A 23,606-nucleotide genomic window follows, 5' to 3' on the forward strand; every position below is an offset into this window, starting at 1 on the left:
TGCCTCGATGACCTATTTCTCCTTCCTGCGTGAAAACGCCCGCTGGCTTGCCGCCAGTTACCTTCTCGCGGTCTTTTCCGGCTTCGGGCAGACGTTTTTCATCTCGCTGTCGGCGGGGGACCTCAGGGCGGAGTTCGGTCTCAGTCACGGTGACATTGGCCTGCTTTACATGGTGGCGACCCTCGGCAGTGCCCTGACCCTGCCTTATGTCGGTCGCAGCCTGGATCACTTCCCGGTACAGAAGATCGCAGCGGTGGTGATGACAGGTCTCGCCCTGTTCTGCCTGGCGATGGCCAACACGTTTTCCGTATGGATGGTCGGACTTGCCTTTTATGGCCTGCGGCTGTGCGGGCAGGGCATGATGACACACACGTCGGTGACCGCTGCCGGGCGATGGTTCACTGCGCAGCGGGGCCGGGCGGTGTCGATCGCCGTTCTCGGTTTTCCGACGGCAGAAGCGCTGTTTCCGCTGTGCTTCGTTGTTCTGGCCAATGCCTTCGGGTGGCGCGGTGCCTGGACGGTATCGGCCATCGTGCTGGCTGTTGTCGCCCTGCCGGTCTTGTTGACGCTCCTGGCAAAGGACCGCATCCCTTCCGCGCTCGAAACGGCCTCGGCCAAACCGGAAGGCCGCCAGTGGACACGAGGGGAAGCGCTGCGCGATGTCCGCTTCTGGCTGGTCAACTGCGGTGTCAACGCGCCGGCCTTTATCGGAACGGCAATCTTCTTCCACCAGGTCTATCTGGTGGAACTGAGAGGGTGGACGCTGGAATTGTTTGCAAGCGCCTTCCTGCTGATGGCATCCGGCGTGGTCTGTGCATCCCTGGTGATAGGCCCGTTGATCGACCGGTTTTCCGCGCGTCAGTTGCTGCCATTCACCCTTGTTCCCCTGACACTGGCCTGTTTCGTGCTCGCCAATTTCCACGCGCCAGCAGCTGCTTTCGTTTTCATGCTGCTTGTCGGCATCTCGAACGGTTTCAACAGCACGCTGGTGGGCGCGCTTTGGCCGGAGGTTTACGGCACGCGGCACATGGGGGCCATTCGGTCTGTCGCGTTTTCGGTGATGGTGTTTGCTTCCGCGGCCGGTCCGGGTCTCGTCGGCTGGCTGATCGACAAAGGTGTCTCGTTCGACCTGCAGGTCATGGTAATGGGGGGCTACTGCCTCGTTTTCTGCGGTGTGCTCGGGTTCGTGTCGCGCACCTACCGGTCTTCCGAACATTCTTCATAAGGTCCGGTAGTTTGGGGTTGCCGTCCGGTTCAACCCCGGCTAACTCATCGCCATGACCGTCACTGTTCGCTTCGCGCCGTCGCCGACCGGCCATATCCACATCGGCAACATCCGTCCTGCGCTCTACAACTGGCTTTTTGCCAAGAAGATGGGCGGCAGGTTCATCCTGCGTTTCGACGACACGGACCTCGTCCGCTCGAAGCAGGAATATGCCGATTCCATCGAGACCGACCTTCACTGGCTCGGGATAGAACCGGACCTGAAGGAGCGGCAATCGGACCGGATCGCCAACTACGATGCCGCGGCGCAGAAGCTGAAAGATGCGGGCCTTCTTTACCCGTGTTACGAAACGCCGGATGAACTGGAACGCCGCCGGTCGCGCCAGCGAGCGCTCGGCAGACCTCCGGTCTACGACCGTGCAGGCCTGAAGCAGACCGCCGAAGAGCGGGCGGCTTTCGAAGCCGAAGGCCGCAAGCCGCATTGGCGCTTTGTCCTGCCGAACCACGACGGAAACCCGTTTGAAACCAGACGTACGGATGTCGCCTGGTCGGATCTGTGCCGCGGCGACCAGACGATCGATCTGGCCTCCATGTCCGATCCGGTTCTGATCCGTGCGGACGGTTCGTATCTCTACACCTTCACCTCAATTGTCGATGACATCGACATGGATGTGACCCACATCATCCGCGGCGAAGATCACGTCTCCAACACAGGTGTCCAGATTGCCATCTTCGAGGCGATGGGGGCAAAACCGCCGGTATTCGGTCATCACAACCTCCTGACGACGATCGATGGCGAAGGTCTTTCGAAGCGCAAGGGGGCATTGTCCATAGGTTCGCTGCGCGAGGCCGGGCTTGAGCCAATGGCGGTCGCTTCCCTGGCCGTTTTGACCGGAACCAGTCAGGCGGTCGAGCCGGTTGCGTCCATGGATGCCCTGATCGAGAAATTCGACCTGACCAGCGTTTCGCGGTCCTCCGCTAAGTTCGATCCGGAAGAGCTGAAGTCACTCAACGCGCGCCTCGTACATGATCTGCCCTTCGACGCGGTGGAGAGCCGTCTTGCAGCGATGGGCATCAGTGGGGGGGCTGACTTTTGGGATACCGTGCGGGGCAACTGCGAAACAGTTGACGACGCGCGTGCCTATTGGCAGGTCGTCACGGGTCCCGTGGAAAGCCGGATCGAGGATGAAGACCAGGAATTCGTTTCAGGTGCAAAGGCCTTGCTGCCCGAGGGTGACATCACCCTGGAGACCTGGGGAGAGTGGACGTCTGCTCTGAAGGCTGAAACCGGCCGTAAAGGTCGCGGCCTGTTCATGCCGTTGCGCAGGGTGCTGACCGGGATGGATCACGGTCCGGACATGAAGGCCTTGCTGCCGCTTATTGGGCGACAAAATATTCTGGACCGACTACCCTGACAGGGGCCTTTCGGTCCGGCGCTGCGCTAAAACCGTCGTCTTCTGCCTTGAACACAGGCGAAAAAGCCGCCAGTTCCTCGTCATCCGTTTCCTTGGGGGAATGGATCGACAGGACCGGGAAACCGTCCTTGAAACCGGAACTTGAAGCAACCTTGTCCTCGTCGCGCTCAAGTCGTGTCGCGGCGAGATCAAGCCGCGCCGACACGTCGAAGCCCTTTTCCATGTTCATGAGCGTGTCGGGATCTTCAAAGCGCGGAAGCTGCGTTCTGGTCAGCGGGGTTCTGGTCAGCGGAGAGGGAAGGTCTTCTTCGTGTTCGTAGGTTCCACCGCGGCTTGGCTGAAGTGTCCGCCTGGGAAGGCCGGCGCTGATGTCGGTGAAGAATACCCTGTTTCCCGAGCCGGTGCTGAGATCCGTCCAGGCCGATTGTGCCTTCGATTGACGGGTTGCTCGGCAACTGCAGCCTTCAACGAATTCGCTCTTGTAGCGATAGGCGAAGGGCTGTTCGGAGTAGAGGTTGCCGGCTAGAGACATCATCTGGGCCTGGTCGCCACCCGGGTTGCGATAGACGTATAGCTCGGTTTCCGCAGCCGGACAGATTTCCGAACATCTTGCTTCGTCGTTGGCAAACTGGCTCTTGCCCGTCGAAAAACTTACCGGGAAGAAATAGCCGTCGCAGGTTCTGACGCATACGGTCCGGAATGCGCCACCGGAAGGCAGGGAATATCGTTTGGTTTCGCTGCGGGCTTGCCGGCGCACCGAAGCGATTTCCCGGTCGCCCGTCGTTACGGAGGCAAGTTCGACGCGCGGCTGCGGGTTGAAGATGCGGGCCAGGAGAGACTGCGGCTTGTCCTCGCCGCTGGCGTTTTGTTGTCGTGCTTCGCGGGTCGGGGCATCGCATTTCTGTTTTGCCAGCGAGGCCCGGATCTGCCTTGCACGTTTTGCATTCTTCGACGATCCGCCACCGGACTTCGCAAGCTGACGTTCAATTGCAGAAAGGTTGGCCTTCATGCGCTTGATCTTGTCATTTAGACCACTGCATTTGGGGGATGCGTTTGAAGCGCAGCCGAAGTAGTTTGCATCCCGTTCTGCGGCATTGATGGCCTTTTGCTGCTGGGATTTGGCGGTGGTCCATTTCTGGGCTGCGGGAGACTGTGCTGTCGAACGCGATTCCAGCCGCTGCAGTTCGGCCTTCAGGCTGGAGCAGGTGGCCGCGCTCACAGTATGTGCGCACAGCACAAGCCCGGCACCAAACGCGACAGCGCGTGCCATTACCTTGGACCCGGCAGACCAGCTACGTCTCATCACCCATCCCCTACAGCGTTTTTGCCGCGCCGTATCGGTCTTTAACCGACCTCGGCACTATCGCTGCTGGACCTATCAATAGCAATGAAAGCTCTCACGTTAGGTTAATGGCGGAGCGGCAGGACCACGCAGGATTTCAGTCACTTTCCCCGGATCGCGTGGCCTCGTGCAGACGGTCAAAAATCTCGTCCAGGACCGACTTCTGTTCCTCTGTCAGCGCGTCTTCCAGGCTCTTGCTGTAGGCGAGGGCTTGAGGGACAATTTCTTCGTACATGGCATTGCCCTGATCAGAAAGGCACAGGGTCTGTTCCCGCTGATCGTCCCTGTTCTTGTCGCGCACAAGCAGGTCGCGCTTTTCCAGGGCGGCGACAGCCCGACTGACCTTGGTCTTGTGCATGGAGGTTGCCTGGCTGATATCTCGTGCAGTCATGGCCTTGTATTCGCCAAGAGTGGCAAGCACCCGCCATTCGGGAATCCCGATACCGTAGGTGTCGGCATAAATTCTGGAAAAGGACCTGCTGACGGTCTCGGCCAGATGGTTGAGCCTGTAAGGCAGGAATGCGCTCAGCTTCAGGACAGGTTTGGAAGGTACCTTGCCTGGGGAAACAGTGGATTTGGACCCTTGCTGATCGGACATGGATAAGTCGACGCCTTGGAGATTCGTTAAGCCTGATTGAGCAGGCAGATGAACAATGCCGTTATCCGGCCATTTTCTGTGACTAGCAAGTATATCCGGTTGAATAACCCCGGAAAGACACCCCGGGCAGCTACGAAAAAGTAGCAGGATTGAAAGCAAGTATGGCCAAGAGCTTTGTCAGGTGCAGTCAAAATACGGCGAAAGAGCTGACCTATCTGTTGATAAAGAGAGAATAGTTAAGGAATTGGCGCGTGAAAAATTGCGAATCAGACACCGAAACTGAGACGCTTCAGTCAACAGGAAAAAGCGCGGCAAAGTTCGCGCAGGCCGAAACAGGCAGTCAGACATCTGGCAGGAAAGCGAGACCGTTATGGTAGAGATGACAAACAGGTCCGAAGCCGTTCCGGGTGAAAACGAACGGTTCGAAGAGCTTGGACGCGGCTGTTATGCCTATAGCGCGGATGGCTGTTCCAACACCGGTGTGGTCATCGGCGAAAAAGGTGTTCTGATTGTCGATGCCCAGGCAACGCCGGCCCTTGCGGAAAAGGTTCTGCAGAAGGTTCGCGAGCTCACGGACAAGCCGATCAAACAGGTCGTTCTGACGCACTTCCATTCAGACAACACACTTGGTGCCCTGGCATTCGAGCCGGGCGAGGTCATTGCTTCCGATCTGACCAGACGGATGATGGAAACCCGCGGCGTCGAGGAAATCCGCGTGGCCCGGGAGCGGGATGCGGCACTGTTCGCCGGACTACCCGGCAACACCGGTGTAAGCATGCCGTCCATGACCATTGCATCTTCAATGACCATCGACCTTGGCGGGCTGGACGTCCGGCTGATGCATCTGGGCCGCGCCCATACGATGGGCGATCTGGTCGTATGGGTTCCGCAAAGTGGCGTGATCTTCGCGGGAGATCTGGTTCAGAAAGCCGCTGTTCCTTATTGCGGAGATGCCCATCTGGCCGACTGGCCGCGCGCGCTCGACCGCATCACGGCGTTTCGTCCGACTGCGCTGATGCCGGGACGCGGGAAATCCGCCATCGGTGCGCAAGCCGTGGCAACGGCCGTTGAAACCACCCGTGATTTTGTCGTGACCTTGCGGGACGCGGCAGCTGCATGTGTCGAGCAGAGCCTTGGTCTGAAGGATACTTTCCAGGCTGTTCGTGACGCGCTTGCTGCCCGTTTCGGCTCGAAGGCCGACTTTGAATTTCATCTGCCCGTAAGTGTTGCCCGGGCCTACGACGAAGCTCTTGGCCTCGACCAGCCCCAGATATGGACACGGGAACGGATCGCCGATCTTTACGATGCCCTGGACGGAACAGCCGGCCTGAGTGAGGGGGCACCGGAGCAGGTTGCGGCGGAAATGGCTGTCGCCGATGCGCCCGCGTCGGAAGTCTCGGAAGAGGCTTCGGCAACGGGCGGAGAAGCACAAGCATCCGATCTCGTCTCGGACAGCGATTTTGCTGCCTCGCTTGCACTCGGTTCTGAAGAAGAGCAGCCGGAAGACAGCGAAGAGATGGAGCTATCGGCCGAGGACATCGTCGAGGACGAAAAGCCGTCGGATACACCGGCTCCTGAAGAAAAGGCGGCCGCAGACAAGGTTCTTGAAGACGCCCGCTAACATCGCGTCGAAAACCCGGTAAGATGAAGTTGTGAGGCGCGCGCCTGATGGGCGCGCGCTTTGTTTTTCGTCTGACGCTTGATCGCGCTTTCGTGATCCCCACATGTTGGGCGGTTGAAAATCTGGAGGATTTCTAATGCGTTTTCTGGTCGCCGCCGCTCTTGGCGCATCTTTGCTGCTGCAAGGCGTGGGCGCTGCTCTTGCGGCGGATGAGCCTGATCTGATCTTCAAGAAATCAACCGTCTGGAAGTTCCTGACGCCCGACCACAAGTTGGCGACCTACGCCATAGACGATCCGATTATCGACGGTGTCTCCTGCCACTTCACCGTTCCGGAGAAAGGCGGCGTTTCCGGTTGGCTCGGCGTTGCGGAAGAAGTCTCTGACGTATCGTTGGCGTGCCGTCAGGTTGGCCCGGTCACCATCAAGGAGAACTTCGAACAGGGCGAGGAAATGTTCCGCCAGCGCCGCTCGTTCATGTTCAAGAAAATGCGGATCGTCCGTGGCTGCGATGCCAAGCGAAACGTTCTTGTCTATCTGGTCTATTCCGACAAGCTGATTGAAGGCAGCCCTAAAAACTCGACCTCAACCGTGCCCTTGATGCCCTGGGGAGATCAGCAGCCCCCGAAATGCGGTGATTTCGTCCAGGACTGAGGCCAACTGGTTTTGGTTGTTCGGGCGTCAGGCGGCCAAGGGGGCAGTGTGCATTTCCAGCACCTTTCTGTAGGCCGGTCTTTCCCGAACCGCCCTGCAAAGCTTTCCGACGTGTGGATTGGCCTCAAACAAGGCCTGACGGTCCGCAGACCATTCGCTCAGCATCGCCAGATAGATGTCCAGTGCGGTGAAGCCACGTGCCAGGAAATAGGGGCGGCTGGCAATAGCACCGTCCATGACAGCGAAAAACTCCGCTAGATGGCTTTCCGCACGCTGCCGGACACTCTCATTGGCCTCGGCGTTGGTGGTGAATTGTTCGGGGTGCCAGGCACGCGAAAAAATCGGGTAACCGTTCGCGGCCATGGATGTCAGCCAGAACAGAAATTCCGGCCTGTCGGGATCGTCCGGTGCAGGGACAAGGTCGGAGCCGGCATGCGCTTCGCCGAGGACAAGCATTATTGCGGAGCTTTCGCCAATGACCTTGCCATCCGGCAACCGGAGCGCAGGAATGCGCATCACGGGGTTTAGTGACCGGTACGCTTCCTGCCGATGATCGCCTGCTGTCATGTCAACATGAACAAGACAATGACTGACATCCAGTTCTTCAAGCATGACTTGTGGTGCGATGGCGCCGGATAAACGTTCCCAGAAGAGGGTGTAGGGAGCGAGCATGTTCACGCCCCTTTACTGTTTTCAGTGGTCGGATCGATTTCGCATGCCACTTCGGTGATGTTGTTGGCTGGAAAACCGCTGCGACGGGCGTGTTCAAGGATCGTGGTTTCGTCCTTTGCCAGATAAATGCAGAAGGTCTTGTCCCCGGCAACGTAGGAATGTTGCCACTGTATGAACGGTGCCAATTCTGCCAGCGCTTCATTGGATTTCCGTGAGGCTGCTGCGAGATCCTGGGTACTCATGTTGCCGGCACCCGGAATATCTCGTTCGATGACGTACTTCTTCATCCTGGTAGTCCTTCCGTGGAAGATGAGGCGAAACTTTTTCTTCCCTCATGACAAGGTCAGTCGGTTTGCAGATGACAGGATCGCTCCGATTTTCCGTAAGGTCAGCTCATTTTGTCTCGCTACGTGAAAAGAAAATCTTTAGTAATAGGCGTATGAAAGTATCGCATCTGAACGCATTACGAGCTTTCGAGGCCGTGCTGAGGACAGGAACGTTCCGGGCTGCGGCGGAAGAACTTGGCGTCACAACAGCAGCGGTCGGCCAGCAGATCAGGGGACTTGAGGCCTATCTGGGCAGAACTTTGTTTTTGCGCAGTTCATCGGGGGCCAAGCCGACGGATGAAGCACTACGCGTCAAGGATCGACTGACAGGCGGCTTGTCCATTCTCGATGACGTCTTGATGGAATTGAGGCGGGTGCGCACAGCCAACCAGGTTTCTGTAACGCTCCCTGAATCCTTCGCTGAAAATTGGTTTACGCCGCGTATTTCGGATTTCTATCGTCTCAATCCTGCGGTTGATCTCAGGCTCAACGCATCAAACAAACGGATCGATCTTGCTGCCGACGGCTTCGATTTCGCAATTCGCTACAGTCCGCCACCCGAGTCGGGACTCGATGCGATCGATCTCTTCGGCGACTATGTTGTTCCGGTTTGCACGCCGCAGTTCGCGGACCTTTATGGTGTTTCGCAAGAGCTGAAAAGCGTGGCCAAGGTGCCTCTTGTGCATCTGGACAACAGGACACCTGATCCCAAATGGGCAAGCTGGCAGGACTGGTCGCTAGCCTTCAGCGTCACTACGGGCAAAAAGGTTTCAGGAGTACGCTTCTCGAGGATCAGTTCGGGAATGCAAGCAGCCCTGTCCGGCCAGGGCCTTGTGCTTTGCGGCGTCACGGAAGCGTTTGACGCCTTGGTTGGCGGGCACTTGATAATGCCCTTTGGTCCCGCAAAACATGTTCAGACAGGCTATCGTTACCGGCTCTTGTCGATAAGTGGCCGTGTAATGCGGCCGCAGCAAAGGCGGTTCTGCGACTGGGCTATCGAGCGGGCTGCCGCGTTCCGGGAAAATGTCAGAGATTTGCTGGAGCTGAAAGAAGCCTGACCTTGCAGGTCAGTCCGCGTCCAGTGCTTCCAGCTGCATTGGGCCGGGCAGTTCGGCATCCGCGCAGAAGTTCTTGTAAAGCACGGACATGATGTCCCTAACCGGTTCGCTGGCGAGCCGGTAATAGATGGTCGTGCCTTCGCGGCGGGTCGTGACGAGACCCTGCGCGCGCAGAAGGGCGAGCTGCTGCGAGACGGTCGGCATGCGCATGCCGGTTTTTTCTGCCAGTTCGCCAACGCTGCGTTCGTTGTCGAGGACAAGACACATCAACAGCAATCGCGGCGCGGATGCCATCATCTTCAAGAATTCCGCCGCGGATTCTGCTTTATCTTCAAGTGCTTTGTAGTCCATGGGACAACCTTGCCAAACATCGGAGTAAACTGCAAGCAAAGAGGCTGGAATGTCCTGTGTGCGACCAATCTCAGACAAGATTCCCACTCTTTTCAAGTGGAAACAACTTTGAAGGTACACGCGCTTTTAGGTGAACGTTCACCGGTTCCCGCAATGCCTGCGAGCGCGCTTTTATATCCGACTGGCCACCGTGACAATGATATTCCCGTTGCCGCAGCCGGTGCCGGTGGTCAGGCACATGCCCTTTTGCTGGGCTTCCTGGCCAAACGCCTTGGTGCCGTCGGTGATTGCGATGATGGCTGCAAACGGGCCACCCAGGATGAGGGCCAGGAAGAAGATGACGAAGAGGCGGTTCAGCATGGGTAACTCCAGATGGCAATCCGTTTCGATTGACTGGAGATTAGTGGGGCCGGCTTGAACCCATGCTGAGTGCCGCATTCAGCTACTGTTCAGATATCTAAACGGAAGTAAAGTTCAATTAGAACAGTATGTTATGCCTCTAGAGGTTCTCTGTCATCGCTCTGCGAAGCGCTTCCAGCAGCACCTTGTCGCGGTCGTAGATGTCTTTTCTGAAATGTGTTGATCCGTCCTTGTTCATCCACGCGGTCAGGTAGGTGAGGTGCACGTCGATTTCGACCTTGGTTTTGACGACCGTACGCTCGCCGCTGTCGCGAATGGCTTCCCATTTACCCGGAGTGGCGTCGGAATCGACCAGAAGAACATCCGCAAGGGCAAAAGGATCCGATACGCGAATGCAGCCGTGGCTGAAGGCGCGCTCCGCTCTGGTGAACAGGGATTTCGACGGGGTGTCGTGAATGTAGATGTTGAACTGGTTGGGGAACATGAACTTGATGCGACCAAGCGCATTGTCCTCACCCGGGTCCTGGCGCAGCCGGAACGGGAAATTGCCACCGGAATAGCTGTTCCAGGCAACGTGTGTCGGCGCGACCTCGTTGCCTTCCTGGAAGATCCGGATGCTCTTGTTGCTGAGCGCCGTGGGGTTCTGCTTGAGTTTCGGCAGATACTCCTTCGTCGCGATGGAATAGGGCACGTTCCAGTACGGGTTGATTTCCACATATTCCAGCCGGTCGGAAAACACCGGCGTTGCGTGGTAGGGCTTGCCTACAACGACCCGCGCCGTGTGAATGGTCTTTCCGTCCCGCACCACCTTCAGGTTCTGGTCTGCCAGATTGACGAAGACGTAGAACTGTCCCGGATCATCCGGCATCCAGCGACGCCGCTCCATGTTGAGCTCCATCTGGATGAGCTTTTCCTGGATCGGAATGTTGAGCTGGGCAATTGTCGCCTTGCCGATGACACCGTCGGTTTCAAGGCCGTGGTACTCTTGGAACAGCTTGACGGCTTCCACCAGGGCGCCGTCATAGACATCACCGGTGTGATCTCCGGCAACGACAATGTCTTCTTCCATGAGCCGAGTTCGCAAAACCTCCAGGCGCGGATCGCTCATGCCTGGTTTCAGAACCTCACCATCCGGAACCTGGGTAAAGCCGCCGGCAGCAGCCTTCTCCCGGTATTGGGCAAGGCGCCGCTTCAGGCGGGCATAATTATCGGTCTGGGGTGCGAGGCTTTCCAGAAAGGCCCCGAAGTCCACAGCCTGTTCGGCATTTTCAAAAAGCACTTTCGGATCAGGCCGATCCGGAAACACGTTCAGCGCCTTGTTGACCTTGTTGGGTTGAACGCGGCCGGAGGAGAGGTGAGTCGCATAGCGCAGGAACTGTACGGACAGGTCCAGATCGAACTGGGCCCATTCCTGCTCGCTCTGGGAAGTTTCCGAACGCTTTATGAAGCCGAGGGGATCGTAATTGTTGGGGTTGAGCGCATGATCGTTCGCCGCCGCCATGGCGGCAATGGTCAGATGAGCGTCTTCCGTGAGGCCATTCTCGTTGAACCAGACCGGTGCGAAAGCGCGTTCGCCATAATAGAGTGCAAGACCTTCGGGCAGGTTCGTAGAAACTTGCGCCTGAATGGCCCTGGCGATCGGCGTCTGCGGTTCCTCGAAAACAGGGGGCGGAACGACCTGGGTTTCGCTGGTCGCCGGTGCCGCGGTTTGTGCCTGGACATATGGTGCCGAAAGTGGTCCGGACAAAAACGCTGCCAGCGTGAAAAGAAGACCAAGATGTCTGTTACGGCACGTGCAAAATATTCCCATCGGAAATACCCCCTCTGATTCCCAACGGGGAAAGTCTAGTGCATCTTGCGCATAATTGAACTGCGTTAAGCTTCCTTGCCATTGCAAAGCCGATCCCATTTGTTGCCGCAACAGGAAAAGCGCGCGATCCGTTATCGCTCGTGGGAGTGACGCGTTGCGGCCACAAGGCACGGAATTTGGCGTTTCAGCGGCAACTGCAGCCTTGACCGGGTTCTGTTTTCCGGTCCATAAAGCGCTCCATGATGACGGCCACACGGAACATCATTTCGATCACCATTATTTGCAGCTAGCGACACCGCTGGCTGTGGCCGTTCCCTCTTGGCAAAATTTCCTTTGAGACGGACCGCCCGGCCAGCCGGCCAGGAGACCGTTTGACATGAGCGCCGCTGAGACAGAGAAATCCGGCACTTTCAAGGGCTTGAAGCTCACCAACACATTGACGCGCCAGAAGGAGGACTTCCGGGCGATCGATGACGGGAATGTGCGTCTCTACGTCTGCGGACCGACCGTCTATGACTTTGCCCACATCGGTAACGCGCGACCGGTCATCGTCTTCGATGTGCTCTTCCGGCTTCTGCGCCATCTTTATGGTGCCGACCACGTCACCTATGCGCGCAACATCACTGACGTTGACGACAAGATCAACGCACGCGCACTTCGTGACTTTCCCGATCTGCCGCTCAATGAAGCCATTGCCCGGGTGACGCAGAAGACTGCGGACCAGTTCCATAAGGACATCAGGTCTCTGGGTGTGCTGGAGCCGAGCATCGAACCTCGGGCAACACAGCATATCAGCGGCATGGTCGAGATGATCGCGGCGCTGATCGAAAAGGGACACGCCTATCAGGCGGGCGGTGAAGTTCTATTCGACACCCAGTCCATGCCCGACTACGGCGGCCTGTCAAAGAGAAAGCTGGACGAGCAGCTGGCCGGGGCTCGCATTGCGGTTGATGCTCACAAGAAGAACCCCGGAGATTTCGTGCTCTGGAAACTGTCTTCTGAAGAAGAGCCCGGCTGGGACAGCCCGTGGGGCAGGGGGCGTCCTGGCTGGCACATCGAGTGCTCTGTCATGAGTGCGCACCATCTGGGTGAAGTGTTCGACATTCACGGCGGCGGGCTGGACCTTATCTTCCCGCACCACGAAAACGAAATCGCCCAGTCCCGCTGCGCTCATGGCACCAAGGTCATGGCCAACTACTGGATGCACAACGGCTTCCTGCAGGTGGAAGGCCGGAAGATGTCCAAGTCCGAGGGCAACTTCTTCACCATTCAGGAGCTTCTGGAAACGGACAGTTTCGGCGGCCGCATGTGGCCGGGCGAAGTGCTGCGCCTTGCCATGTTGATGACCAACTATCGAGAGCCGATCGATTTCTCCAAACGCAAGCTTGAAGAAGCGGAAAACCTTCTCGCCCGTTGGCCGGATCCGGTCGAAACGGATGCAGCCCCTGCCGCCGAGGTGCTTGATGCCCTTTTGGACGACCTGAACACCGCAGGCGCCATTCAGGCGCTCCACGCGCTCGCCGTCGAGGCTTCCAAGGACCCTGCCAAGCTGGAAGTTTACTCGGCATCTGCCGCACTCCTCGGCGTTCATCCGGTCAAGGCGGATTTGTCTGGCGTTGATGAGGCCGGCATTCAGGCAGCCATCGAAAAACGCCTGCAGGCCCTCAATGCCAAGAACTGGGCCGAAGCTGACGCGATCCGCGATGAACTGACGTCTCAGGGAATTCTTCTAAAGGATTCAAAAGACTCAGAAACCGGTGCCCGCGTGACAACCTGGGAAGTCAAGCGGTGAGACCGAGCCGGGCGGAAAGACGGTATACCTTCGTCTGTCTGCTAGCGCGGACATCTCCATCGCAAGAGGAGAGTAAGGCGCAAGTTACCAGCCTTTTTTCCGCGGTTCGGCGCGGCGGTGCTGAAGCAGCTTTCTCCGATCACACGGCAGGGAGAGTTTCTGATGGGCGATAATGTTCAAAAGCTGAGCGGCGGTTGCCAGTGCGGCGCCGTGCGTTACCAGGTGACGGGAGAGGTCGGTCATCCGCATCTGTGTCATTGCCGCATGTGCCAGAAGGCATCGGGGAATTTCTTTCTGCCGTTGATCGGTGCTGCGAAGTCCGATTTTGAATGGACCCGCGGCGAACCCTCCTGGTTCCACTCTTCCAAGCCTGTCCGCCGGGGTTTCTGTGGAACCTGCGGCACGCCTCTGGCCTTTGATACGATTGGCGACGACCACATTTCCTTTACCCATGGCAGCCTGGACGATGTTGCCGCAGTCACGCCGGTTGAACAGTCCGGTGTCGAGGGGCGAGTGTCGTTCTATGGGCATCTTTTCGAACTGAACGAAACGCAGTCAAATCGGGACGACCTGCCAGGTGGGATCAATGATGTCACGGCAACCAACAATCAGCACCCCGATCATGACACGGATCATTGGGAAGTGAGGGGCGGATGACGGAGATCCATACCGGCGGCTGTCAGTGCGGTGCCTTGCGGTTCAAGGTGGAAGGGCCACTGGGCGAGGCTTCCATTTGTCATTGCCGCATGTGCCAGAAGGCCTTTGGTGGCTTTTACGCGCCACTGGTCAGTGTTCCCGAAACTTCCAGGCTTGTCTGGACTCGTGGATCGTTGAAGCACTTCCAGAGTTCCAATCACGCAACCCGGGGCTTTTGCGCCGATTGCGGTACGCCGCTGACCTATGAAGCGCCGGATGGCATTGCATTGGCCATCGGGACCTTTGACGATCCATCGCAAATCCCGCCCAGCATCCAGTTCGGCGTCGAGGCAAAGCTGCCTTATGCCGACAGCATGGCTCAAATTCCCGAAAGGGTGACGGAAGACGATATGGAGGCAGCGCCTTTTCTGGCGTCGCTCGTTTCGTTCCAGCACCCCGATCACGACACGGAAACCTGGCCACCGGTTCGCACCGGGGCAAATGACAACGAATAAAAGACAGCCCCGACGCTGCTCAGGATACGGATATGACCAAGGAACGGCTTTTTCTTTTCGACACGACATTGCGTGACGGCGCCCAGACCAGCGGGGTCGACTTCTCTGTCAACGAGAAGGTTGTGGTTGCCGAACTTCTGGAGCGGCTTGGCGTCGATTACATCGAAGGTGGCTATCCGGGAGCCAACCCGACCGACAGTGAGTTCTTCAGTGAAAAGCGGACGCGCAAGGCAACGTTCACCGCGTTTGGCATGACCAAGCGCGCAGGCCGCTCGGCCGCGAACGATCCGGGGCTTCAGGACGTGCTGTCCGCAAGTTCCGATGCCTGCTGTTTCGTGGCCAAGGCATGGGACTACCATGTCCGGGTCGCGCTTGGTTGCACCAACGAGGAAAACCTCGATTCGATCTACGAGACCGTTACCGCAGCCGTTGCTGCCGGCAAGGAAGCGATGATCGACTGCGAGCATTTCTTCGATGGCTTCAAGGCCAATCCGGAATACGCGCTCAATTGTGCCCGCACGGCATACCATGCAGGCGCGCGGTGGATCGTTCTGTGTGACACCAACGGCGGCACGCTGCCCGATGAGATCTTCGACATCGTCACCAAGGTGCAGGAGGTTGTTCCCGGAACGCATCTCGGCATCCACACCCACGATGACACCGGTCACGCGGTCGCCAACTCACTGGCGGCAGTGGATGCCGGCGTAAGGCAGATCCAGGGAACCTTGAACGGGCTGGGTGAGCGCTGCGGCAACGCCAACCTCATCACCCTGATCCCGACACTCAAGCTGAAACCGGCATTCTCAGATCGGTTCGAAATCGGTGTCAGCGACGCTCAGTTGAAAGAGATCACTTCAATCTCCCATGCGTTCGATGAAATCCTCAACCGGTCGCCGGACAGGCAGGCCCCCTATGTGGGTGAAACCGCCTTCGCCACAAAGGCCGGTATTCATGCCTCCGCGATCCTGAAGGATCCGCAGACCTATGAACACGTCGCACCGGAAAGTGTCGGCAACCAGCGGCGGGTGCTGGTGTCCGACCAGGCCGGCAAGAGCAACCTTCTGGGAGAGTTGGCCCGGGTGGGCATCGAAGTCGACAAGTCAGACCCGCGTCTTGACCTACTGTTGGCGAAGGTCAAGGAACGGGAAGCCGAAGGCTATGCCTACGAGGCTGCCGACGCCTCGTTCGAGTTGCTTGCGCGCCGGGAATTGGGCGAGGTGCCGCGTTACTTCGCAGTTGAATCCTTCCGCGTGATGGTGGAGCGCCGGTTCAACGCAATCGGTGATCTGGTCACGGTTTCGGAAGCCGTGGTGAAGGTCGATATCGACGGCGAAACCCGAATGTCGGTTGCTGAAGGCAACGGCCCGGTCAACGCGCTGGACATGGCACTGCGAAAGGATCTGGGCAAATACCAGTCTGCCATCGACGGCCTGGAACTGATTGACTATAAGGTGCGCATCCTCAATGGTGGCACGGGCGCTGTCACGCGCGTTCTGATCGAAAGCCAGGACACAGTCACGCACCGGCGCTGGTTCACGATCGGGGTATCCTCCAACATCGTCGACGCCTCTTTCCAGGCCCTGGTCGACTCCATTACATTCGCGCTGATGAAAGCCAACGTGGCCTGATCCTGGTCACGCGCCTTTCGGGCGCCAGAAAGGCAATGCCATGTCGCAGACGGTGACCAGCACCGAAGCGAATGCCGAATTCCGTCAGGGCCTTCTGTTTGGCCTGGCGGCATACGGCATGTGGGGCTTCCTCCCGGCCTATTACAAACTGACCGATACCGTGCCAGCAGATCTTGTGGTGTCCCACCGGATCCTCTGGTCGGTGCTGTTTGTCGGTCTGTTTCTCTATGCGCGCGGCCGCTGGCAGGAAGTGCGCGAGGTTTTTCGCCAGCCGAAGGTGCTCATGGGGCTGACGGCGTCTGCCACTTTCATTGCCGTCAACTGGCTGACCTTCGTCTGGGCAATTTCCAATAATCACGTGCTCGATATTTCGCTCGGCTATTTCATCAACCCACTGGTCAGCATTCTGGTTGGCCTGTTCGTGTTGAGGGAAAAACTGACGACCTGGCAGGGGATTTCTGTCGGCGTTGCCGCCATTGCGGTTGTTCTGCAGGCGATCCTGGCAGGCGGTTTGCCGTGGGTGTCTCTGGTGCTGGCGTTTTCCTTCGCAGGCTACGGCTACGTGCGAAAAGTGACGCCCGTGAAGGCGACCCCGGGACTGTTCGTGGAAACGCTTGTGCTGTTTCCGCTCGCCGCCGGCTACATGCTGTTGAGCCTCAGCTGGGGTGTCGACGCAATGGTCTTGAACGATCCGCCGGTTCTGCTCGCCCTCGTGGGGACGGGCATTGTCACGGCCTTGCCGCTGATCTGTTTTTCTTCTGCCGCCCGGCGCCTGCCGCTCTTCATGCTGGGGCTTATGCAGTACATGGCGCCGTCCATGCACTTCCTGATGGCGATTTATATCTGGGGCGAACCGCTGGACCCGACCAAGCTGATGACGTTCGGCATGATCTGGGCTGCGCTGGTGGTGTTTACCTACGACAGCTGGCGGCGCTACCGGAGCTGAAACTAGGGTAATCGCAGCCAGAGCACTGTGGAAGATGCGGTCAGTCCGAAGAAACCAGCTGGCCGCGGCCACTGCGTTTGGCGGCATAAAGCCTGTGGTCGGCGGTCTTCAGAGCGTCGCCAAACCTGCCGCTTTCGAGCGGGGCGACGCCGACGCTTGTCTTCATCAGATGTTCCTCGCCGTCGTGACGCACGGGCGAGGCCAGAACATTGTCCAGAAGGTTTTGCAGTCCATCGACAACCTCGGCTTCTTCCTTGTCCCGGAACACGATGCAGAATTCGTCGCCGCCGAGCCGCGAGACGATATCGTCTTCCTTTGCGAGCTTCATCATGTGGCGGGCAAAACTGATCAGAACCGCATCGCCGAAATCATGGCCGAGTGAATCGTTGATTGCCTTGAAGGAGTCCAGGTCGAGGAGCGCGAGCCAATGCGCACGTCCTTCGGACACCGGCCAGGTCGCGATTGCCTTGGTGGCCTGTTCCAGAAGGTAACGGCGGTTGTAGAGACCCGTGAGGGAGTCCCGCATCGCCATGTTGTTGAGTTCCTCGATCCGGTAGATGTAATCGAGGTTCTGCGACACACGCAGCAGCAGCTCTTCCGGAGGACAGTTCTTGTCGACGAAATCCGCTGCACCGTATTTCAGGAACCGCACCCGGTTGTCCGGATTGGCATAGGACGACATGCCGATGACGCCGACTTTCTCCGGGTCATGCACTCTGCGGACGGCTTTCAGAAAGGCAAAGCCGTCCTTGTCCGGCATGAAATAGTCCGCCAGGACAAGTTTGATGTCCTTGTAATCCTTCAGGGTCTGGAGGGCTTCGTCCGTAGAGCTGGCCTGATAGATCTTGTAAAGGTGCTTGCCGACGATCTTGGAGATCACGTCCCGCTCCACCGCGGAATCGTCCAGAATGAGAATGCCGATCTTGGGGTTCTGGGCCAGTTTCCGGATCAGGTCCGCAACATAGTTCAGGCTGCCGGGAGAATCCTTCAGAACGTAGTCAATAACGCCTTTTTCCAGGAACTTGCTTCGGGTTTTCGGGTCGAAGCGGCTGGTGAAGACGATCGTGGGAATATTCCACTTCTCGCAAAGATCGACGATTTCGCCGTCGGGGGCGTCTGGAAGGGTCAGGTCGACAAGAGCAAGGTCAGGTTCACCGATAGGTAGATTGAGGCAGTTCTCGGCCTCTTCGTAGCTACGTGCCACCATGATCTGGTGGCGGCCGACCTCATGCAGTTTCTTGACGATTGCCTTCTCGAAAAACGCCGCATCTTCAACAAGAAGGGTAGTTTGCATTTAATGGCCTGTTCTTCCTGCGTTTCGTGCGACGGTACTATTCAAGTCCTCAGACTGCAAATCGAATTGGTTCCAATATTCACAGTCATGGGAACGTATTCCCAACCTCTATACTCAGTAGAGTTTTAGAGATCTGTTACCGAGGCGCATGCTTCTTGTGCCGGCAGGGGTTCACCGTTGATCGCGCGGCGCAGCATGGGCAGGATATCGTCCACGGATCGGGCAACAAGATAAGGAACTTCAGTGTCCGGACGGATGTATCCCTGTGCCCGCATATGATCCAGAAGTTCCAGCAAAGGCGACCAGAAGCCGTTGAGGTTGGCCAGTGCCACCGGCTTGCGGTGTTGTCCGAGTTGGGCCCAGGTCATCATTTCGACGGCTTCTTCCAGGGTGCCGATACCGCCGGGCAACGCGATGAAGGCATCGGCTTTCTCGAACATCAGGTGTTTGCGCTCGTGCATGTCCTGCGTGACGATCAGGTCTTCGAGGGTGTCCAGCATCACCTCGCGTTTTTCCAGGAAACGCGGAATGATTCCCGTCACCTTGCCGCCGGCTTCGAGGGCGGCATTGGCCACGGTTCCCATCAGACCGACAGAGCCGCCGCCATAGACAAGTCGAAGGCCAGCCTCGGCAATTAGCTGGCCCAGACGGGTGGCGGATGCCTCGTGTGCAGGGTCCGAACCGAAGCTGGACCCGCAGTAAACACAGACGCTTGTAAGCTGATTTTGAGAAACCGTATTCATGACGCAAAGATGTGGCATTCAGATTGCCACAAGGTCAAGCATTCTGTTTGAAAGGCCTTGGTTCTGAACCGGGTTTTCTTGCCGCGCCTGGAAAAGACGGCTATGCATGAACCACGATCTGAAGAAGAGCCGACGGCAAAGGAAACATGGCCATCAAGGTCAGGAGTTCGGCTGAGACAGGCAGCACCCGAAAGGGCGCAAACAGGGGAACGGATTTGGAAAGCGCCGCATCGCCTGGCTGCTTTCCCGGCAGGACACACAATGAATAACAAGACACTCATCTGGACTTTGATCGTAGCCGTGCCTGTTGGCCTGGCCGCTCTCGTGACGGGCTACATCTATCGCGATACGGGGCGTCTGCCTTTCCAGAGCGGTCCCGAAGTTGCCGCCACGCCATCGGTCTCCGGCGACAGTGCCACGACCGAACAGGCTGCAGGCTCTGATACAGGCACAAAGACGCAATCTGCAGAAACAGATAAGGCTGATGCGTCAGATGAGGCGCCTGCCGCGGAAACGGCAAGCGCAGGCCCTAGTTTTGACGTTGTCGGCGTTGAGCCGACCGGTGAAACGGTCGTTGCGGGCCGGTCTGTCGCTGGCGCTATCGTTGCCTTGACTGCCAACGGCAAGGTTGTCGGCAAGAGCATTGCCAATGAGGTCGGTGAATGGACCATCATTCTGGATGAGCCGTTGAAGCCGGGCGACTATGACGTTGGCCTGGAGGTTCATGACGATACCGGCAAAGCGATTGCCACGTCCGAAGAACGGCTTGCCGTTTCTCTGCCGGAAGGCGGCAAGGAACAACCCCTTGTGGTTCTGAACACGCCTGACGGTCCGTCGGACGTCTTGCAAAAGCCTGAGGCCGAGCAGCAGGTGGCTTCCATCACTTCGACTGGCGAAGGTTCGCAAACAGCTGCGACAACGGATTCTGCAGAAGGCACCGCCACCGAGGCCTCCGGGTCGACGTCCGCAACTGAAACTGCTGCTGCGGAACCCGCCGCAGGGACCTCTGCAAGCCAGCAGACGGCCTCCCGGGAGACGAGCGAACAGCCCGCCGGTACCTCTGAGCAGACCGCTGTTGCGTCTGCCGACACCACTTCATCTGGAACAGGCACCACGGAGCCGGAAACGGCCGGCAATGGTGCCGCCGTTTCAACGGCTGAAGCATCCGGACAGGCGGCTTCAGCAGAAACCGAAGTTGCTTCGACGTCATCAGGGGCAGCGCCGGCAGCTGTAGCAACACAGGACAGTGGCGCAGACGTTGCGCAAGCCGGCCAGAATGAACCGGCTGATGTTCCCGCAGCAGCACCGGATGCGCCGACGGTGACCGTGGAAGCCGTTGAGTCCGAAAAGGACAAGGTCTTTGTCGCCGGTACCGGCGAACCTGGGTCATCGGTTCGTGTCTACGTCGGCGACGAGTTTCAGGGCGAGGCTAAGGTCGGTTCGGGCGGGAAGTGGCTGATTGAAGGCGGCAAGAATATTTCTGAAGGAAATGTCGAGGTTCGCGCCGATTTGATCGGTGAGGATGGCAGCTCGGTCGACGCCCGTGCAGCCGTTACCTTTGAAAAGGAACAGGACAAGCAGATTGTGCTGACCAAGGTCGTCGCAAGCGGTGAGGGTGCAGGAGCCGACGGCCAGGGCGCGGAAGTGAAAAAGTCTCTTCCCGTCGTTATCATCCGCAAGGGGGATAACCTGTGGCGGATCTCCCGGCGTCTTTATGGAGAGGGCGTTCGCTATACGACGATCTACAAGGCCAACCAGCAACAGATCCGCAATCCTGACCTGATTTACCCGGGGCAAGTGTTCCTGACACCAGAAGGCGATCTGAGCTGGCCGAAACCTGACGAAAACAACGGCTGAGGTGACACCGGCCTCTGTCGGCACTTCGGGCGTTGTCGGCACGTCTGAAAACGGCCATGGGCATTTATAAAATTCTCGGCTGTTGTCGCTGCTTATCTCTGTCAGTTACGCCTTGGTCGAATGTTATAAATGAAGGCAGGGGATCGGAATGATCCTCTGCCTTTTTGCATCAGCCCCTTGTTTTTTTGATGATTCATCGCATATCAACGATGAAACAAACAATCGTGAATGAGGAAACCGCCCCATGAGCGGGACGGATCTGCCGGCCGGTGGAAATTGCATGACCTCCAAGGAGGGTCTGGCAAGTTGCGAGGAACTCGCGGCTATCTTCCGTGCACTTGGACATCCGGCCCGGTTGGCAATCATCAAGCAGCTCGCAAGCCGTCAGGGCGCCTGCTGCGGTGAGATCGTCAGTCACCTGCCGTTGGCTCAGTCGACCGTGTCTCAGCATTTGCAGGTTTTGAAGGACGCCGGGCTCTTGTGCTGCGACACGCGGGGCAGGAATTGCCACTACGCGCTCAATTGGCAAGTGCTCAGTCTGGCGGAGTGCCGGACCAAGGACTTCTGGGAGCGCCTGAACGCGGCGCAGCCGGACCAGGCAGGACAGTCAGCCGGTGCGCAAGTGGTTTCCGCTTCAGACTAACCCAAGTGGCCGCCTTCCGCGGCCTGGAGATTTTGTGTGACCGATCAGACAGCGACCCCGCCGCAAAAGCCTTCGGCTGCGGCTGCCGGCAGCCATTCCGCTCAAGCGCACATCCGCAAGCCTGTCAACGCAGACGAAGGCAGCACCTTCACGACGCTGGCCAACCTGTGGCCCTACATCTGGCCGTCTAATCGGCCGGATCTCAAGCAGCGCGTGCTTCTGGCCATTTTCGCACTGATCATTGCCAAGATCGTGACGGTCCTGTCGCCGTATTTTTTCGCCTGGGCGACGGATGCTCTGACGGGTGAAGGCTCCAACCTGCCTGCTTTCCTGGTAGCTCCGGTCATGCTGGTGCTTGCCTATAATGCAGCCCGCGTATTGGCAGTGGCTTTCAACCAGCTGCGTGATGCGCTGTTTGCCCGGGTCGGCCAGCATGCCGTACGCCAGCTCGCAATCCTGACATTCCGCCACCTGCACCAGCTTTCCCTGCGTTTCCACCTTGCCCGGCGGACGGGTGGGCTCAGCCGTGTGATTGAGCGCGGGGTGAAGGGCATAGAAGCGATTGTCCGCTTCACCATCTTGAACGGCATTCCGACGGTTCTGGAATTTGCCATCATGGCAGCCGTGATCTGGTACCAGTTCGGTTTCCTTTATGTTGTCATCGTCGCGGTGATGATCGTCGCCTACGTCTGGTTCACCATCAAGACCTCAAACTGGCGGATCGGCATTCGCCGTGAGATGAACGACAGCGACACGGATGCCAACTCCAAGGCCATCGACAGTCTGCTCAACTTCGAAACGGTCAAGTACTTCGGCAACGAAAACATGGAAGCTGCGCGCTTCGATGTCTCCATGGCGAAATATGAGAGCGCGGCGACGAAAACCTGGACGTCCCTTTCCTGGCTCAACTTCGGTCAAGCGGTTATCCTCGGCATTGGCATGGCCGCCTGCATGGGGTTGTCTGCTCAGGCCGTACTGGCGGGCGAGCAGAACATCGGCGACTTTGTCCTGATCAACGCGCTGCTGATGCAGATTTCCATTCCGCTCAACTTCATCGGCTTCCTCTACCGCGAAATCCGTCAGGGTCTTGCGGATATCGAGTCCATGTTCGACCTGCTGATGGTTCCCGCCGAAATCGAGGACAAGCCCGACGCCAGCCCGTTAAAGGCTGTTGAAGGAAAGATTGCGTTCAAGGACGTTCGCTTTCACTACGATCCCGACCGGCCGATCCTCAAGGGGATCGACTTTGAGGTTCCAGCAGGCAAGACCGTCGCCATCGTCGGTCCCTCCGGTGCGGGCAAATCGACGATCTCCCGCCTCCTGTTCCGGTTTTACGACGTCACCGACGGTTCAGTCGAGATCGATGGCCAGGATGTCCGAAACGTGACGCAGGAAAGCGTGCGTCAGGCCATCGGCATGGTTCCGCAGGATACGGTGCTCTTCAACGATACCATTGCCTACAACATCCGCTATGGCCGACCGGACGCCAGCGACGAGGAAGTGCGGGAGGCTGCGCGCATGGCGCAGATCCATGACTTCATCGAAAGGCTGCCTCAGGGCTATGACGCGGAAGTCGGCGAGCGCGGATTGAAACTGTCGGGCGGTGAAAAGCAGCGTGTTGCGATTGCACGCACCATCCTGAAATCTCCGCCGATCCTCATCCTCGATGAGGCGACATCGGCGCTCGACACCCACACGGAACGCGAGATCCAGTCGGCGCTGGATGAGGTTTCGCAGGATCGGACGACGCTGGTGATTGCCCACCGCCTGTCGACCGTGGTCAACGCAGACCAGATCATCGTTCTGGAAGGTGGCGAGATTGCCGAGCGCGGCACCCATCAGGAGCTTCTGGCCAGAGACGGTCTTTACGCTTCCATGTGGGCTCGCCAGCGCGAAGCGGACGAGGCCGAGGAACGGCTGCGTGCCGCAAGGGAAAATGACGATCTTGGTATCGTCACACGTGGTCAAAGGGCTGATTACGTACCGGCGAAATAGGTCTGGCGACAGCTATTTCTGGTCATCCGGGCCTGGCCGAGCCTTAACCGGGAGAGGGCATGCTCCGGTTCCCGGTATGACGCTGACCCTTGCATGAGAGATCTAGGCTCACTGATCCCGGGTCTCCA

At 58.2% G+C, this 23,606-nt stretch carries 22 protein-coding genes; 13 read left to right on the forward strand and 9 right to left on the reverse strand.

The window, feature by feature from the left end; translation table 11 throughout:
• Positions 1-7: 7 nt before the first annotated feature.
• Both J7447_RS05475 and gltX read left to right on the forward strand, forming a co-directional pair.
• Positions 8-1,225, forward strand: coding sequence for an MFS transporter (locus J7447_RS05475; protein ID WP_023003906.1), 1,218 nt, complete (start codon positions 8-10; stop codon positions 1,223-1,225).
• 52 nt (positions 1,226-1,277) lie between these two features.
• Complete coding sequence (gltX, locus tag J7447_RS05480; protein WP_209169019.1) at positions 1,278-2,639, forward strand: glutamate--tRNA ligase; 1,362 nt, start codon at positions 1,278-1,280, stop codon at positions 2,637-2,639.
• On the opposite strand, the gene J7447_RS05485 is transcribed toward gltX, so the two are convergent.
• Complete coding sequence (locus J7447_RS05485; protein ID WP_209169020.1) at positions 2,602-3,942, reverse strand: DUF2865 domain-containing protein; 1,341 nt, start codon at positions 3,940-3,942, stop codon at positions 2,602-2,604. The two genes, gltX and J7447_RS05485, sit on opposite strands and share 38 nt — an antisense overlap.
• 136 nt (positions 3,943-4,078) lie before the next feature.
• The gene (locus J7447_RS05490; protein WP_209169021.1) at positions 4,079-4,579 is read right to left on the reverse strand and encodes a MarR family winged helix-turn-helix transcriptional regulator; all 501 of its coding nucleotides are present in this window, start codon (positions 4,577-4,579) and stop codon (positions 4,079-4,081) included.
• 370 nt (positions 4,580-4,949) lie between these two features.
• Here J7447_RS05490 and J7447_RS05495 point away from each other — a divergent pair, with 370 nt between their 5' ends.
• Positions 4,950-6,200, forward strand: coding sequence for an MBL fold metallo-hydrolase (locus tag J7447_RS05495; RefSeq protein ID WP_209169022.1), 1,251 nt, complete (start codon positions 4,950-4,952; stop codon positions 6,198-6,200).
• 136 nt (positions 6,201-6,336) lie between these two features.
• A complete protein-coding gene (locus J7447_RS05500) occupies positions 6,337-6,852 on the forward strand; it encodes a CreA family protein (RefSeq protein ID WP_152506971.1) in 516 nt (171 codons plus the stop codon).
• 27 nt (positions 6,853-6,879) lie between these two features.
• On the opposite strand, the gene J7447_RS05505 is transcribed toward J7447_RS05500, so the two are convergent.
• Positions 6,880-7,524: a glutathione S-transferase family protein gene (locus J7447_RS05505; protein ID WP_209169023.1), complete on the reverse strand. Its 645-nt coding sequence runs from the start codon at positions 7,522-7,524 to the stop codon at positions 6,880-6,882.
• A 2-nt stretch (positions 7,525-7,526) separates the two neighbouring features.
• Positions 7,527-7,811, reverse strand: a complete 285-nt coding sequence (locus J7447_RS05510) for a DUF4242 domain-containing protein (RefSeq protein ID WP_209169024.1) — start codon at positions 7,809-7,811, stop codon at positions 7,527-7,529.
• A 71-nt stretch (positions 7,812-7,882) separates the two neighbouring features.
• On the opposite strand from J7447_RS05510, the gene J7447_RS05515 reads away from it, so the two are divergent.
• On the forward strand, positions 7,883-8,908 hold the full coding sequence (locus J7447_RS05515; protein WP_286189065.1) for a LysR substrate-binding domain-containing protein: 1,026 nt from the start codon (positions 7,883-7,885) through the stop codon (positions 8,906-8,908).
• A gap of 9 nt (positions 8,909-8,917) precedes the next feature.
• On the opposite strand, the gene J7447_RS05520 is transcribed toward J7447_RS05515, so the two are convergent.
• From J7447_RS05520 to J7447_RS05530, 3 genes are all read right to left on the reverse strand, one after another.
• Positions 8,918-9,259 (reverse strand): metalloregulator ArsR/SmtB family transcription factor, encoded by a 342-nt coding sequence (locus J7447_RS05520; protein ID WP_023003916.1) that lies wholly within the window; start codon positions 9,257-9,259, stop codon positions 8,918-8,920.
• Positions 9,260-9,430: 171 nt separating this feature from the next.
• Positions 9,431-9,619: a hypothetical protein gene (locus tag J7447_RS05525; protein ID WP_023003917.1), complete on the reverse strand. Its 189-nt coding sequence runs from the start codon at positions 9,617-9,619 to the stop codon at positions 9,431-9,433.
• Positions 9,620-9,758: 139 nt separating this feature from the next.
• Entirely contained in the window at positions 9,759-11,366 is a 1,608-nt protein-coding gene (locus tag J7447_RS05530) for a L,D-transpeptidase family protein (RefSeq protein WP_209169026.1), read from the reverse strand.
• A gap of 439 nt (positions 11,367-11,805) precedes the next feature.
• Between J7447_RS05530 and cysS the strand changes: the two genes are divergently transcribed.
• The 5 genes from cysS to rarD all read left to right on the forward strand — a co-directional run bounded on the left by cysS (position 11,806) and on the right by rarD (position 16,946).
• Entirely contained in the window at positions 11,806-13,221 is a 1,416-nt protein-coding gene (gene cysS, locus J7447_RS05535) for a cysteine--tRNA ligase (RefSeq protein ID WP_209169027.1), read from the forward strand.
• Between the two features lie 162 nt (positions 13,222-13,383).
• Positions 13,384-13,878 carry a GFA family protein gene (locus tag J7447_RS05540; protein ID WP_209169028.1) on the forward strand — a complete coding sequence of 165 codons (495 nt, stop codon included), beginning with the start codon at positions 13,384-13,386 and terminating at the stop codon, positions 13,876-13,878.
• On the forward strand, positions 13,875-14,372 hold the full coding sequence (locus J7447_RS05545) for a GFA family protein (RefSeq protein WP_031270712.1): 498 nt from the start codon (positions 13,875-13,877) through the stop codon (positions 14,370-14,372). The genes J7447_RS05540 and J7447_RS05545 overlap by 4 nt, the downstream gene beginning before the upstream one ends.
• A gap of 32 nt (positions 14,373-14,404) precedes the next feature.
• Positions 14,405-16,000, forward strand: coding sequence for a citramalate synthase (gene cimA, locus J7447_RS05550; RefSeq protein ID WP_055653593.1), 1,596 nt, complete (start codon positions 14,405-14,407; stop codon positions 15,998-16,000).
• A gap of 40 nt (positions 16,001-16,040) precedes the next feature.
• Positions 16,041-16,946, forward strand: a complete 906-nt coding sequence (gene rarD, locus J7447_RS05555) for an EamA family transporter RarD (RefSeq protein WP_206906096.1) — start codon at positions 16,041-16,043, stop codon at positions 16,944-16,946.
• A gap of 40 nt (positions 16,947-16,986) precedes the next feature.
• On the opposite strand, the gene J7447_RS05560 is transcribed toward rarD, so the two are convergent.
• Together J7447_RS05560 and J7447_RS05565 are read right to left on the reverse strand one after the other, a co-directional pair.
• Positions 16,987-18,240, reverse strand: a complete 1,254-nt coding sequence (locus tag J7447_RS05560) for a diguanylate cyclase (protein WP_055653596.1) — start codon at positions 18,238-18,240, stop codon at positions 16,987-16,989.
• A gap of 125 nt (positions 18,241-18,365) precedes the next feature.
• A complete protein-coding gene (locus J7447_RS05565; protein ID WP_031270713.1) occupies positions 18,366-18,983 on the reverse strand; it encodes a TIGR00730 family Rossman fold protein in 618 nt (205 codons plus the stop codon).
• A 261-nt stretch (positions 18,984-19,244) separates the two neighbouring features.
• On the opposite strand from J7447_RS05565, the gene J7447_RS05570 reads away from it, so the two are divergent.
• The 3 genes from J7447_RS05570 to J7447_RS05580 all read left to right on the forward strand — a co-directional run bounded on the left by J7447_RS05570 (position 19,245) and on the right by J7447_RS05580 (position 23,478).
• Positions 19,245-20,840, forward strand: a complete 1,596-nt coding sequence (locus J7447_RS05570; protein WP_209169029.1) for a LysM peptidoglycan-binding domain-containing protein — start codon at positions 19,245-19,247, stop codon at positions 20,838-20,840.
• A 244-nt stretch (positions 20,841-21,084) separates the two neighbouring features.
• Positions 21,085-21,483 carry a metalloregulator ArsR/SmtB family transcription factor gene (locus tag J7447_RS05575; protein ID WP_031270715.1) on the forward strand — a complete coding sequence of 133 codons (399 nt, stop codon included), beginning with the start codon at positions 21,085-21,087 and terminating at the stop codon, positions 21,481-21,483.
• A gap of 111 nt (positions 21,484-21,594) precedes the next feature.
• Positions 21,595-23,478 carry an ABC transporter ATP-binding protein/permease gene (locus J7447_RS05580; protein WP_055656442.1) on the forward strand — a complete coding sequence of 628 codons (1,884 nt, stop codon included), beginning with the start codon at positions 21,595-21,597 and terminating at the stop codon, positions 23,476-23,478.
• Positions 23,479-23,606 lie beyond the last annotated feature (128 nt).

Source organism: Labrenzia sp. R5_0 (assembly GCF_017743835.1).
GTDB classification, from domain to species: Bacteria; Pseudomonadota; Alphaproteobacteria; order Rhizobiales; family Stappiaceae; genus Roseibium; species Roseibium algicola.